The 13,628-nt window shown below is 76.2% G+C and carries 10 protein-coding genes; 7 read left to right on the forward strand and 3 right to left on the reverse strand.

Annotated features, from left to right (window positions below):
• Positions 1 to 3 precede the first annotated feature (3 nt).
• Both mug and PH190_RS09570 read left to right on the forward strand, forming a co-directional pair.
• Complete coding sequence (mug, locus tag PH190_RS09565; RefSeq protein ID WP_274231271.1) at positions 4 to 552, forward strand: G/U mismatch-specific DNA glycosylase; 549 nt, start codon at positions 4 to 6, stop codon at positions 550 to 552.
• A gap of 30 nt (positions 553 to 582) precedes the next feature.
• Positions 583 to 1,563 carry an NADPH:quinone reductase gene (locus PH190_RS09570; protein ID WP_274231272.1) on the forward strand — a complete coding sequence of 327 codons (981 nt, stop codon included), beginning with the start codon at positions 583 to 585 and terminating at the stop codon, positions 1,561 to 1,563.
• Here PH190_RS09570 and PH190_RS09575 read toward each other — a convergent pair.
• Complete coding sequence (locus PH190_RS09575) at positions 1,485 to 3,077, reverse strand: FAD-dependent oxidoreductase (RefSeq protein WP_274231273.1); 1,593 nt, start codon at positions 3,075 to 3,077, stop codon at positions 1,485 to 1,487. The genes PH190_RS09570 and PH190_RS09575 overlap by 79 nt on opposite strands.
• Positions 3,078 to 3,219: 142 nt before the next feature.
• Between PH190_RS09575 and PH190_RS09580 the strand changes: the two genes are divergently transcribed.
• From PH190_RS09580 to PH190_RS09600, 5 genes are all read left to right on the forward strand, one after another.
• The gene (locus tag PH190_RS09580) at positions 3,220 to 4,947 is read left to right on the forward strand and encodes a GMC oxidoreductase (RefSeq protein WP_274231274.1); all 1,728 of its coding nucleotides are present in this window, start codon (positions 3,220 to 3,222) and stop codon (positions 4,945 to 4,947) included.
• Between the two features lie 242 nt (positions 4,948 to 5,189).
• Positions 5,190 to 5,915, forward strand: coding sequence for a dipeptidase PepE (gene pepE / locus PH190_RS09585; RefSeq protein WP_274231275.1), 726 nt, complete (start codon positions 5,190 to 5,192; stop codon positions 5,913 to 5,915).
• The gene (locus PH190_RS09590) at positions 5,888 to 7,099 is read left to right on the forward strand and encodes an amidohydrolase family protein (protein WP_274231276.1); all 1,212 of its coding nucleotides are present in this window, start codon (positions 5,888 to 5,890) and stop codon (positions 7,097 to 7,099) included. The genes pepE and PH190_RS09590 overlap by 28 nt, the downstream gene beginning before the upstream one ends.
• Before the next feature lie 80 nt (positions 7,100 to 7,179).
• Positions 7,180 to 10,137, forward strand: coding sequence for an FAD-binding and (Fe-S)-binding domain-containing protein (locus PH190_RS09595; RefSeq protein ID WP_274231277.1), 2,958 nt, complete (start codon positions 7,180 to 7,182; stop codon positions 10,135 to 10,137).
• Positions 10,134 to 10,448, forward strand: a complete 315-nt coding sequence (locus PH190_RS09600) for a DUF5313 family protein (protein WP_274231278.1) — start codon at positions 10,134 to 10,136, stop codon at positions 10,446 to 10,448. The genes PH190_RS09595 and PH190_RS09600 overlap by 4 nt, the downstream gene beginning before the upstream one ends.
• A 57-nt stretch (positions 10,449 to 10,505) precedes the next feature.
• On the opposite strand, the gene PH190_RS09605 is transcribed toward PH190_RS09600, so the two are convergent.
• The gene (locus PH190_RS09605; RefSeq protein WP_274231279.1) at positions 10,506 to 11,990 is read right to left on the reverse strand and encodes an alpha/beta hydrolase; all 1,485 of its coding nucleotides are present in this window, start codon (positions 11,988 to 11,990) and stop codon (positions 10,506 to 10,508) included.
• Positions 11,991 to 12,008: 18 nt separating this feature from the next.
• Positions 12,009 to 13,532 (reverse strand): glycosyltransferase family 39 protein, encoded by a 1,524-nt coding sequence (locus PH190_RS09610; RefSeq protein ID WP_274231280.1) that lies wholly within the window; start codon positions 13,530 to 13,532, stop codon positions 12,009 to 12,011.
• Positions 13,533 to 13,628 lie beyond the last annotated feature (96 nt).

Genomic DNA, 13,628 nt, shown 5'->3' on the forward strand with positions numbered 1-13,628 from the left:
CGCGTGCCGTCTCCCGCCGAGCTCGAGGCCGCGCGCGACAAGCTGCTCCCCGACGTCCTGCCCGGGCCCGACGACCCCCCGCTGCGCGTGCTGTTCTGCGGCATCAACCCGGGCCTGCTGTCCGCGCTGACCGGCCACCACTTCGCCCGGCCCGGCAACCGCTTCTGGCCCGCGCTGCACGCGTCGGGCTTCACGCCGCGGCTCTTCGCCCCGTCCGAGCAGGGCCTCCTCCCGTCGCTGGGCCTCGGCATCACCAACGTCGCCCCCCGCGCCACCGCGCGTGCCGACGAGCTCGACGACGCCGAGCTGGTCGCGGGCGGCGAGCGGCTGCGCGGCCTGGTCGCCGAGGTCCGCCCGGCGTGGCTCGCCGTCGTCGGGATCGGGGCCTACCGCGTCGCGTTCGGCGACCGTCGTGCCGCCGCCGGCCGCCAGGAGCGCACCCTGGGCGACACCGGGCTCTGGGTGCTGCCGAACCCCAGCGGCCTCAACGCCCACCAGACGCCCGCCACCCTGGCGGCGGCGTTCCGCGAACTGCGGGACGCCGCCGGGTAGAGAACCGGCGATCGCGGGCACAGGGCCGCCATGAAGGCTGCGCTCTACCGCCGTACCGGTCCGGCCGCCGAGGTGCTGTCGGTCGAGGACGTCGAGACCCCCGAGCCCGGGCCCGGCCAGGTCCGCGTGCGCATCACCGGGTCCGGGGTGAACCCCACCGACTGGAAGACCCGCGCGGGCCTCACCGGCCAGGACCCCGAGGGTTTCCAGATCCCGCACCAGGACGGCGTCGGGGTGGTCGACGCGGTCGGCGACGGGGTCGACACGTCACTGTCCGGGCAGCGGGTCTGGCTGCAGCTCGCGGCGTTCGGCAACCGCTACGGCACGGCCGCCGAGTACGCGGTCGTCCCGGCCGAGCGGGCCACGCCCCTGCCCGGCGACGCGCCCGACGACCTGGGCGCCTGCCTCGGCGTGCCAGCCGTGACCGCGGCGCACTGCCTGCTCGTGCGCGGGCACGGCCGCGAGGCGCTGCGGGGCGCCACGGTGCTCGTCGCCGGCGGGGCCGGGGCGGTCGGGCACTACGCGATCGAGCTGGCCAAGCACGCGGGTGCGCGGGTCGTCACCACCGTCAGCTCGGAGGAGAAGGGGGAGCTCGCGCGGGCGGCGGGCGCGGACCTCGTCGTCAACTACCGCGAGGACGGCGCCGTCGACCGGGTGCGCGAGTTCGCCCCGCACGCCGACCGGATCGTCGAGGTGGCGCTTGGCGCGAACCTCGAACTGGACCTCGCGGTCAGCGGCGCCGGCACCGTGATCGCGGTGTACGCCAACGAGCCCGACGACCCGGTCATCCCGACCCGCCGGCTCATGGTCGCCAACACCGCGATCAGCTACGTGCTGCTCTACGGCGTGCCGGCCGACGAGCTGGCGGAGGCGACGGCCTGGACCGCCGACGGCGCCGCGGCCGGGGCGCTCTCGCCGCTGCCGGTGACCCGCTACGCCCTCGACGACATCGTCGCGGCGCACGAGGCCGTCGAGAACGGGGCGGTGGGCAAGGTCGTCGTGGTGCCGTGAGTGGTGCCCCCGATCCCCTGACGGTCAGCGCCGGCGAGCTCCCACGGCCGCGGGCGGCTGACCGCGCTCTCCTCGGCGAAGGTGCGCCGGCGCAGGAACGTCGAGCGGGCGCAGAGCCGGAACCACGCCCGCGCGACGCGGGTGCGCCAGACGCCGCCGGCGAGCATCTGGTCGCGGACGGCCAGCGCGTCGCGGATGGTCGCCGTGCCGTGCTCGCGCAGGTCGGCCTCGTAGGCGCCGACGGCGGCCAGGAGGCCGGCCGGGTCGGCGGGGCCGTCGGCGAGCACCTGCGTGAGCCGGCGGGCGTCGCGCAGCGCGGCGTTGCCGCCGAGGCCGCCGGTGGCGGGGACGGCGTGCACGGCGTCGCCGAGCAGGGTCACGCGGGCGGGCTCCCACTCCGGGACGGGCGGCGCGACGAGGAAGACGCTCGCGCCGCGGCTCGCCGGGTCGCCGGCGGCGAGCAGGCGGCGCAGGTCGGGGTGCCAGGTGCGCGTCAGCTCGTCGGCGAGGGCGGCGAGGTCGTCCGCGTCGTGCACGTCGAGGTCGGGCGGGAGGTGCTCGGGCGCGGTGACGAACGCGGTGAGCAGGTAGGGCTCGTCGACCGGTGGGGCGGGGCGGCCGGTGACCTCGGCGAGCCGGGCGCGCGCCCCGGGTGGCGGGCGGAAGGCGGCGGTGAACAGCGAGCCCGGTCCGGCGTCGGCGACGACGTGCATGCCGTGCGCCAGGACCGCCGGCACGTCCTCGGTGAGCGGCACCTTGCCCGCGAACCCGACCACGCCCGCGGGCACCGGCTCGGCGTCGGGGAGGAACTGCCGGCGCACCCGCGAGCCCACGCCGTCGGCGCCGACGAGCAGGTCCGCGGTGACGCGCCGGCCGTCGGCGAAGTGGGCGGTCACCGCGTCGTCGCCCATCTCGTAGGACACGAACTCGGCCCCGAGGTGCACGACGTCGTCGAGCCCGGCGAGCAGGAGGCGGCGCAGCGTGCGGCGGTCGACGGCGTAGTGGCCCTCGGCGGGGTCGGCGGCCGCGGGGTAGCCGATGTCCTCCTCGACCTCGACGAGCTCCTCGAGCTGCTCGGTGACGAACCCGAACGGCCCGCCTGGCGCCGACGTCGCGAGGAACGCCTCCCAGAGGTGGTCGGGCAGGCACGCCCGCAGCGAGCGCGCGCCGGCCGGGTCGACGTGGATGCGGTAGCCCTCCCACCGGTCGGCGGGGTCGCGGTCCCGCTCGTACACGGTCACGGGCACGCCGGCGCCGCGCAGACCCTGGGCGAGGCAGAGCCCGCCGATCCCGCCGCCGATCACCGCGACCGTCGGTCCGTCCGTCACGGCGTCGCTCCCGTCATCGGGCCAGCACGGTCGGGGCGCGGTCGGGGCGAGGTCGGGCACGAGGCGCACGCCCTTGACCGCGGCGATCACGAGCTCCGTGCGCGCCACGGGGTCGTCGTCGGCGTCGATCGTCGCGACGAGCCCGACGAGCACCTCGCGCCAGCCCGCTTCCTGCCGGTCGACCACCGCGCGCAACCGACGGGTCGCGGCGGGCGCGCAGGTCGAGCTCGGCGGTGACGGTGACGAGCTCGGGGAGGTTATCGAGATCAGGGTGACGTCGTCTACCTGTGACTTCACGTCACAGCTACCGGCGGGTTAGGTTCCTGCCGTGCCACCACACGCCGTCCACTACGACGTGCTCGTCGTCGGGTCCGGGTTCGGGGGCAGCGTCACGGCGCTGCGGCTCGCGGAGAAGGGCTACCGCGTCGGGGTCCTCGAGGCGGGGCGCCGCTTCACGCCCGCGACGCTGCCGTCGACGTCGTGGGACCTGCGGAACTTCCTCTGGGCGCCGCGCCTCGGCTGTTACGGCATCCAGCGCATCCACGTGCTGCGCGACGTCGTGGTGCTCGCCGGCGCGGGCGTGGGCGGCGGGTCGCTGAACTACGCGAACACGCTCTACCGCCCGAAGAACGACGCCTTCTACCGCGACCCGCAGTGGGCGTCGATCACCGACTGGCGCGACGAGCTCGACCCGTTCTACGACCAGGCCACGCGCATGCTCGGGGTGGTCGCGCAGCCGTCGGTGACGCCGTCGGACGTGGTGATGCGGCAGGTCGCCGAGGAGCGGGGGCGCGGCGACACCGTCACCCCGACCCAGGTCGGCGTGTACTTCGGCGAGGGGCCGGGCGTGACGTCGCCCGACCCGTTCTTCGGCGGCGCCGGGCCCGCCCGGACGGGCTGCCTGGAGTGCGGCGAGTGCATGACCGGCTGCCGCCACGGCGCCAAGAACACCCTCGAGACCAACTACCTGGCGCTCGCCGAGCGGGCGGGCGCGGTCGTGCACCCGGAGACGACGGTGCGCACGGTCCGGCCTTCTGCGGACGGCTATGTCGTCGAGACGCGCGCGACCCGGGGACGCGGGCGGACCACCTACACCGCCGAGCAGGTCGTGCTCGCGGCCGGCACGTGGGGCACGCAGTCGCTGCTGCACCGGCTGCGCGACACCGGCGTGCTCCCCCGCGTCTCCCGGCGCCTCGGCGAGCTCACCCGCACCAACTCCGAGGCGCTGGTCGGCGCAACGGCCCACCGCGCGCCCGAACGCGGCGGACCCCGCGACTTCACCCGCGGCGTCGCGATCACGTCGTCCTGGCACCCGGACGAGGACACGCACATCGAGCCCTGCCGCTACGGCTACGGGTCGAACGCGATGGGCCTGCTGACGACGCTGATGACCGACGGTGGCGGCCGGGTGCCGCGCCTGCTCAGGCTGCTCGGCGCGATCGCCCGCCACCCGCGCACGTTCGCGCGCTCGCTGGACAAGCGGCACTGGTCGGAGCGCACCGTGATCGCGCTGGTGATGCAGTCGCTGGACAACTCGATCATCGTGCGCCGACGGTTCGGGCGGCTGGTGTCCCGGCAGGGCCACGGCACGCCCAACCCGACCTGGATCCCGGCGGCGAACGAGACCACCCGGCGGATGGCGGAGATCATCGACGGCGACCCGGGCGGGACCTGGGGCGAGGCGGTGAACATGCCGATGACCGCGCACTTCATCGGCGGCTGCCCGATCGGCGCCTCCCCGGAGACCGGGGTGATCGACGGCTACCAGCGCCTCTACGGGCACCCCGGGCTGCACGTCGTCGACGGCTCGGCGCTCTCGGCGAACCTGGGCGTCAACCCGTCGCTGACGATCACCGCGCAGGCCGAGCGGGCCATGGCGTACTGGCCCAACAAGGGCGACGCCGACCCCCGCCCGCCGCTCGGGTCGGCGTACCGCCGGGTGGAACCCGTGGCGCCGCGCTCGCCGGTCGTCCCCGCCGACGCCCCCGGCGCCCTGCGCCTCGTCCCCCTCGGTACCCCCACCGTCCCGCCCCGCACCCCCGTCGCCGGCGGCTGAGGCCCGGGTGCGAGCGATGCGGCATCCCTGGCGTCCATCACCAGGATCGCCACATCCTCGCTCGCGGATGCCACGCGGCGCGTGTCAGCCTGGCGTCCACGCTGGCACTGGACGCCAGCAAACCCACCACGATCACCGGCCGGCCGAGCTGGTGGAGAAACTGACATCCAGTGTCAGCGTGGACGCCAGGCTGGCACCACCCCGTGCGCCGGCCAGCCCGGGGAGGCGGCGAGGATCGCGGCGTGCCCGCCGACGCGCTGCTGTTCTCGAACTCCCGCCCGCCCGGGGCCGCGGTGCCGTTCGCGCACGCCGCGGAGCCGCTGCGCGCGCACCTCGGTGACCGGACGATGTGGTTCGCGGCCTGGGCCGGCGACGACCTCGACGCCTACACCCGCCTGGTCGGCGACGCCCTCATGAACGTCCTCGGGCCGGTCGACGTCCGCGGCCTGCACCGCGAACCTGACCCGGCGGCCACGATCCGCGACGCCGACCCCGACCGCGAGACCGTCTTCGTCGGCGGCGGCAACACCTTCCGCCTGCGCCGGCGCACCGGCGACAACGGTGTCCTCGCGGCCCTGCGCCAGCGCGACGACCTGCGCTACGCGGGTGCGAGCGCCGGCTCCAACCTCGCCTGCCCGACGATCATGACGACGAACGACATGCCGATCGTCGACCCCGGCGGCCTCGACGCCGTCGGGCGCATCCCCGTGCAGATCAACCCGCACTACCTCGACCCCGACCCGCGCTCCACCCACCGCGGCGAGACCCGCGAGGAGCGGCTCCACGAGTTCCACCAGGAGAACGCCGTCGCGGTCGTCGGCCTGCGCGAGGGCGCGTGGCTCCTCCACCACGAGAACACCCTCACCCTCGACGGCTACACCGCCCGCCTCTTCCGCCGCGGCCACGAGCCGGTCGAGCTCGCCGCGGGTACGGACGTGTCGTGGCTGCTCGCGACACCTACCTCCTGACCGACGTCCGCACCCGTCACCACGACGGCCCGGTCGACGTCGCGGTCACCGACGGACGGATCGGCGCCGTGGGCCCGGGGCTGGAGCACCCCGGACCAGTCCTCGACGGCCACGGACGGGTCGTCCTCCCCGGCCTCGTCGAGCCGCACCTGCACCTCGACAAGGCGATGCTCGGCGCGGAGGTCGTCGGTTCGCTCGACGACGCCGTCGCCCGCACCGCCGAGCGCAAGCAGACCTTCACCGCCGAGGACGTCCGCGCCCGCGCCACGGACCTGCTGACCCGCGCCCACGCCGCCGGCGTCACGCGCGTCCGCACCCCCGTCGACGTCGACCCGACCGTGGGCCTGACCAGCCTCGACGTGCTCCTCGAGCTCCGCGACGCGTGGCGCGGGGCGGTCGACCTCCAGGTCGTCGCGTTCCCGCAGGAGGGCATCGCCGCCCGCCCCGGTACCCGCGACCTGCTCCTCGAGGCCCTGGCCCGCGGCGCCGACGTCCTCGGGGCCTGCAGCTACGCCGAGGACGACGTCGACGCCTGCCGCGAGCACGTGCGCGACGTGCTCGCCCTGGCCGAGCGGCACGGCGTGCCCGTCGACGTCCACGCCGACTTCGCCGCCGGGGCGGGTGGGGGTGCCACCGACCCGCGCCACGACCTGGCCGCCGAGATCGCGGCGATGACGAGCGCGGCGGGGCTCGGCGGCCGCGTCGTCCTCGGCCACGTGACCACCCTCGCCGGCCTCGACCCCGACCGGCGGCGCCGCACTGCCGACGCGCTCGCCGCCGCGAGCGTCGGGGTGGCGGTCCTCCCGCCCACCGACCTCTACCTCGTCGGCGCCTCCGCCCCGGTCCGCGAGCTGCGCGACGCCGGCGTGCGCGTCGCGTGCTCGTCGAACAACGTCCGCAACGCCTTCACCCCGTTCGGCACCGGCGACCCGCTCGACGCCGCCCTGACCCTCGGCCACATGCAGGGCGTGGAGCTCGACACGCTGCTGGACATGGTCACCGGCGACGCGGCGGCGCTGATCGGGGACGGGGTCCACGACGGGGTCCACGACGTCGTGCCGGGCGCCCGCGCCGACCTCGTCCTGCTCGACGCCCCCGACGCCGCCACCGGCCTGCTCGACCGCGCGCCCCGCACCCACGTCGCGGACCTCGAGACGGTGCGAACGGGGAGTTCGCGCGCGTAGACGCCGCGAACCGCCCGTTCGCTGCGTCGACCCGCCACCCCGAGCAGCGCCCGCGCCGCGACCGGCGCAGACTGACCCCGATGACCACCATGCGCCGTTCGTCCGCCGAGTCCCTGCTGGCCGAGGACCTGCGCTCGGCGGTGCGCGGGCGGGTGCGCTTCGACACCGCGAGCCGGGCCATGTGGTCCGCGGACGCCTCGAACTACCGCCACGTGCCCCTCGGGGTCGTGCAGCCCGTCGACCTCGACGACGTCGAGGCGGCCGTCGACGTGGCGCGCCGGTACGCGGTGCCGGTGCTGCCGCGCGGGGCGAGCACGAGCATCGGCGGGATGGCGGTCAACGAGGCCCTGATCCTCGACTTCTCGCGCCACCTCGACCGCGTCCTCGAGATCGACCCCGCGTCCCGCACCGCCCGCGTGCAGCCCGGTGTGGTCCTCGACGACCTGCGCGAGGCCGCGCGGCCCCACGGCCTGACCTTCGGCCCCGACCCGTCGACGCACAACCGCTGCACGCTCGGCGGGATGATCGCCAACAACGCGTGCGGGTCGCACTCGGTGGCGTGGGGCAAGACCGTCGACAACGTCCGCGAGCTCGACGTCCTGCTCGCCGACGGGACGCGGATGACCGTCGGCCGCACCCCCGACCTCGCCGCGGCGGGGCAGCGGCCCGGCCGGGAGGGCGAGGTCTACCGCGAGCTGACGCGGCTGCGCGACCGGTACGAGACGACGATCCGCGACGAGCTCGTCGTCGACGGCCTCACCCGGCGGGTCAGCGGCTACAACCTCGACCAGCTCCTCGAGGACGCCGGCGTCGACCTCGCCCGCGCGCTGGTCGGCACCGAGGGCACGTGCGCGACGATCCTCGAGGCGACCGTCGAGCTGGTCGAAGCGCCGCCGGTGCGGGCGCTGTGCGTGCTCGGGTTCCCCGACGCCTACACCGCCGCCGACCACGTCATGCCCATCCGCGAGCACGCCCCGCTGACCATCGAGGGCGTCGACGTCGGCGTCATCGGGGCGCTGCGCGCGAGCCGGCCCGACGACCGCACCCCCGAGCAGCTGCCCGAGGGCAAGGGCTGGCTCTACGTCGAGACCGGCGGCGCCGACCGCGCGGAGGCCGAGGCGAAGGCGACGGCCATCGGCAGGGAGATGGCGAAGTACGGCGCCAGCGTCAAGGTCGTCTCCGAGTCGTCGCAGATGCGGGCGCTGTGGAAGGTCCGCGAGGACGGGTCGGGCATCGTCACCCGCTCCCCCGACGGCGGCGAGGCGTGGCCCGGGTGGGAGGACGCGGCGGTCCCGCCGGCGAGCATGGGCGCCTACCTGCGCCAGTTCGACGCGCTGCTGCGCCGCCACGGGCGCCAGGGCGCCTACTACGGGCACTTCGGCGACGGCTGCCTGCACGTGCGCATCGACTTCGACCTGCTCACCCGCCCCGGCCTCGCCAACTTCCGCGCCTTCCTGCTCGACGCCGCCGACCTCGTCGCCGAGCACGGCGGATCGGTCTCCGGCGAGCACGGCGACGGCCAGGCCCGCGCCGAGCTGCTCGAGCGGACCTACTCCCCGCAGCTCATCGAGGCGTTCGGCGCGTTCAAGGGCGTCTGGGACCCCGAGGGCCGCATGAACCCCGGCCGCGTCGTCGAGCCGAAGAAGATGGACGACGACCTCAAGGTCTTCGTCGGCGTGCCCACCATCGGCCCGCGCACCGAGCTGCACTACACCGACGACCGCGGCAGCTTCACCCGCGCGAGCCGGCGCTGCATCGGCGTCGCCAAGTGCATCACCGACTCGGGCGGCTACATGTGCCCGAGCTACCGCGTCACCGGCGAGGAGATGCACTCCACGCGCGGGCGCGCGCGGATGCTCTTCGAGATGGCGTCGGGCCAGCTCGTGCCCGACGGCTGGCGCTCCACCGAGGTCCGCGACGCCCTCGACCTGTGCCTGTCCTGCAAGGCGTGCCAGCGCGACTGCCCGGTCGGCGTGGACATGGCCACCTACAAGGCCGAGTTCCTCGCCCAGCACTACGCGGGCCGCGCGCGGGAGCGCCCGCGCAGCCACTGGTCGATGGGCCACCTGCCCCGCTGGCTGCGCCTGGCCACCGCGGTGCCGGGTGTGCCGCGGCTGGCCAATGCGCTCGCGCGTCGGCCGGCGCTGGCGTCGATCGCGAAGCGCCTCGGCGGCATCGCCCCGCAGCGCGACATCCCCGAGCTCGCCCCGACGCCGCTGCGCCGGCTCGCGGGGCCGCACCCGGCGCGGCACGACAGCCCGCGCCCGCGCGTGCTGCTGTGGCCCGACACGTTCACCTCGGCGTTCGACCCGGACCTCGCGCTTGACGCCATCGCGGTGCTCGAGCACCTCGGCTACCGGGTCGAGCTCCCGGACCGGGGCGTGTGCTGCGGGCTGACCTGGCACACCACCGGCCAGCTCGGCACCGCGCGCAAGGTCGTGCGGCGCAGCCTCGACGTCGTCAAGCCGTGGCTCGACGACGGCGTCCCGGTCGTCGGGCTCGAGCCCTCGTGCACCGCGGCGCTGCGCCAGGACGTCGTCGAGCTCCTCGGCGAGGACGACGAGGACGCGGTCCGGCTCAAGGCCTCGACCCGCACGCTCGCCGAGGTGCTCGCCGCCCACGTCGACGAGCTGCGCGCCGGCGTCGTCGCCACCGGGCAGAAGGCGCTCGCCCAGATCCACTGCCACCAGTACGCGGCGATGGGCTTCGACGCCGACCGCGCGGTGCTGGGCGCACTGGGCGTCGACACCCAGGTGCTCGACGAGGGCTGCTGCGGGCTCGCCGGCAACTTCGGGTTCGAGGACGGGCACTACGAGGTCTCGACGGCGTGCGCGGAGCGGGGCCTCATGCCCGCGGTCCGCGCCGCCGACCCGGACACCGCGGTGCTCGCCGACGGGTTCTCGTGCCGGACCCAGATCCGCCAGCTCGAGGCCGGCTCCGAGCCGGTGCACCTGGCCCAGCTCGCGGCGACCGCGCTGGGCCTGCGGTCGCGGGAGCGGGCGGTCGGGCGGGCGGTCGGGAGCGCGACGGGCTCATGAGGCCGGGCGTCCTGCGCTGGCTCGGGTACGCGTTCGGGGCGCGGCTGCCGGTGCGGTACGCCCCGTGGGTGCTGCACGACCTGACCTGCCGGACGTGGTTCCTGCGCCACCTCGGCCGCTCCGCGGTGCAGGCCACGCCGGCCGCGCTGCTGGCGCTGCTGCCCGGGCCCGCGTGGCTGCGGGTCACGCTGCCGCTGTTCGTGCTGTTCTCGACGCTGTTCATGGCGGCGCTGTTCTCGCCGATGGTCCGGGAGAAGCGGCTCTACCAGCACGGCTACCTGCCCGAGGTCGTGCTCCGCGAGGACGACTGATCAGGTGCGCCTCCGGCGCTCGTGAGCAGAAAGGAGTGCTGGGGCACTCTTTTCTGCTCACCTGCCCGCAGGGCACCGGTCGGGGGGCGTGACGCGCGGGTCGAGCAGGTAGGCGGTGTAGGCCTCGGTGGCGCAGCGGCTGGGGGCGTCGAGGGTCGTGTGGCCGATGGCGTCGACGACGAGGACGTGCGCGGCCGCGAGCTGGGACGCGGTGGCCCGGGCGTCGATCAGCGGCGTCGTGGAGTCGTAGCGCGAGTTGACCAGCAGCGCCGGCGCGGCCAGGGGCGCGTTCCACGGGCCGAGGTAGCGGTCGGGGTCGATGGCGGGCCAGCCGACGCACATGGCGTGGTTGAGCGCCGTCGACGCGCCGACGACCGGGTGCGCGGCCTGCTCGGCGACCACCGCGGCGTCCATGTCGGCCGCGGACGGCGTGACGCTGTCGGTGCACTGGATCGCGAGGTACGACGGCGAGTGTTCCGGCGCCCACGGTTGTGCGGGCAGCGGGACGCGCCCGCCCGAGGGCGGCGCGCCCGGGGCCAGGGCGGCCAGCGCGCGCATCAGCCCCGGCAGCCGGCCCTCGGTCTGCAGCGCCCGGTCGATGCGCGCGACGAGCTCCGCGGACGTGGTGCCGGGCAGGGTCCCGGCGGCCGCGGCGGCGACGACGTCGGTGGCGCGGGCCCGCGCGTCGGGACCCAGCGGGCAGGTCGGGGTGGCGGCGCACCCGTCGAGCGCGACCCCGAACGCCTCCTCCCACGCCTCGCTCACCCCGGCGCGCACGTCGACCGGCAGCCGCTCGGTGCCCGGCGCGCCCGCGGCGTTCGCGACGAGGTCGAGGCTGCCGTCCAGGACCATCGCGCGGGTGTGGGACGGGAAGAGGTTCGCGTAGGTCGCCGCGGAGTACGTGCCGTACGAGTAGCCGTAGAGGCTCACCGTCTCCTCGCCGAGCGCCTGGCGGACGAGGTCGACGTCGCGGGCGGCGTTGGCCGTGGACAGGTGCCCGAGGCGCTCCCCGGTGCCGGCGAGGCAGGCGCGCCCCGGCTCGGCGGCCGAGGCCCAGAAGGCGGGCGTGCGCGCCGGGCCGACGGGCGCGGGCACCCGCTCGCCCCCGAACGGCCCGCACGTCACCGGCGCGGAGCCCCCGGTGCCCCGCGGGTCGATGGTCAGCAGGTCGAACCGGGCACGCAGCGCCTCGAAGCGTCCGGCGAGGCGGCGCAGGCTCGCCGTGCCCGGGGAGCCGGGGCCGCCGTAGTTGACGACGAGGGTGCCGAGCCGCGCGGCGGGGTCGGTGGCGGGCATCCGCAGGGCCGCGAGGGTGATCGTCGGGCCGCCCGGGCGGCGGTAGTCGAGCGGCACGACGACGTCGGCGCACTGGCCTCCACCGCAGGCCCGCCAGTCCAGGGCCGGCACCGGCGCGCCGTTGGTGCCCATCGGCGGCGCACCCGCCCCGGGTCCGGGACCGCCGCCCGGGCGCGAGCACCCGGTGAGCAGGAGGGCCACGACCGCGAGCACGACGACCGGGGTCAGCCCCGCGCGCGATCTCACCGGCCCATCATGACCGCCCTAGTGCATGTCCACGATCGACGGCCACAGCGCCGACCAGGGCGCGCGGGGCGTGCAGAGGGCGAGCGGGACGTCGCCGTTGATCACGGCGTTGGCCGTGGGGTCCCGGTGCGGCGGCAGGGGCGTGACCGTCGCGCAGAAGCGGTCGGCCCCGCGGACCGGCCCGACGAGGATCGCGGTGGTGGCGGTGTCGGGCGGCGGGCCGAAGAACCCGAAGCCGCGGTGGCCGCTGTGCACCGGCGGCAGGCCGGCGGCGGGCCCGTACCGGTCGAGGGCCGAGGCGTACCAGTAGGACCAGGCGAGCACCGTCGTGCGCGCCTGCTCGCCGGGCGGCAGCGCGCGGTACGCCGCGGCGGTGTCGGCGGCGAGGCTCGGCCAGCCGACCTGCCCGGAGGCGAGGAAGTCGCCCCGCTCGACGCGCCAGGACGCCGGCCCGAGCGGCAGCGCCAGGACGGCGACGACCAGCGCCGACGCGACGACGGCCGGGACCGAGACCGTCCAGGACCACCACCGCGCGGGCGCCCGGTCCTGCAGGGCGACCGCCCCGGCGGCGACGAGGACCGCGGCCAGGCCCATCACGTAGTACGGCCGACCGCCGACCGTGACCATGGCCGCGATCGTCACGACGGCCCCGATCCCGACCGCCCGCCACGGCCGCAGGGCGTCGCTGCGCAGGAGCGCCCACAGCCCGGCACCGGCGAGCACGAGGCCCGGGACGAGCCCGACGTCCCACGCGGCGAAGGGCAGGAAGGACCAGCGGTTGCCGGTCAGGCCGCCCTCGCCCACGACCACCGCGCCCATCCGCAGCTGCGGCCAACCGTGCGCGGCCTGCCACAGCAGCGTCGGCACCGTCGACGCCGCCGCGACGACCAGCGCGACCCACAGCGCCGGCCGCGCGAGCAGGCGGCGCGGGCCGGCCACCAGCACGCCGACCGCCAGTGCCGCGACGAGGACCGGCACGAGGAACTTGCCGAACAGGGCCACCGCGAGCACCGGTCCCGCCGCGAGCAGCAGGCGGTCCCGGCGCGTGCGGATCCAGCGCACGACCAGCCAGAGCAGCAGGGTCCAGAAGAACGGGTCGAGCGTCGAGGTCGCCAGCAGGTGACCCGTCGCGAGCAGGAACGGCGAGATCGCGATCGCGGCGCCGGCGAGCAGCTGCGCCCGGCGTCGACCACCCAGCTCCGCGGCGAGCAGCGCGGCGAGCACCACGTGCCCGGCGGTGGCCAGCGTGGCGGGCAGGCGCAGCACCACCAGGTTCCCGGGCGCCAGGTGGTCCAGCGCGGTGGCGAGCCACGGCACCAGGGGCGGCTGGTCGGCGTAGCCCCAGGCCAGGTGCCGGCCGGCGGCGAGGAAGTAGAGCTCGTCGCCGAATGCCCCGTACCAGGCCGAGCAGACGCCGTGCACGACCGCGACGGCGGCGGCGAGCAGCAGCACGGGGCGCCAGGCGGTGCGGGGCTCCGGCGAAGACGCGCCCGCACCGACGGCGACCGGGACGACGGTGGGCAGCGGGGCCGTGGCGGTCATCGGTCAGCAAGCTCCCCGCGCGCCGTCGTGACCCATCCGGGGGACCCTAGGCGACACGCTCCCGCGGGCCGGACGCGGCATGCCGGTACGGCAGAC

The organism is Actinomycetospora straminea, from assembly GCF_028737255.1.
In the GTDB taxonomy this organism is placed as follows: domain Bacteria; phylum Actinomycetota; class Actinomycetes; order Mycobacteriales; family Pseudonocardiaceae; genus Actinomycetospora; species Actinomycetospora straminea.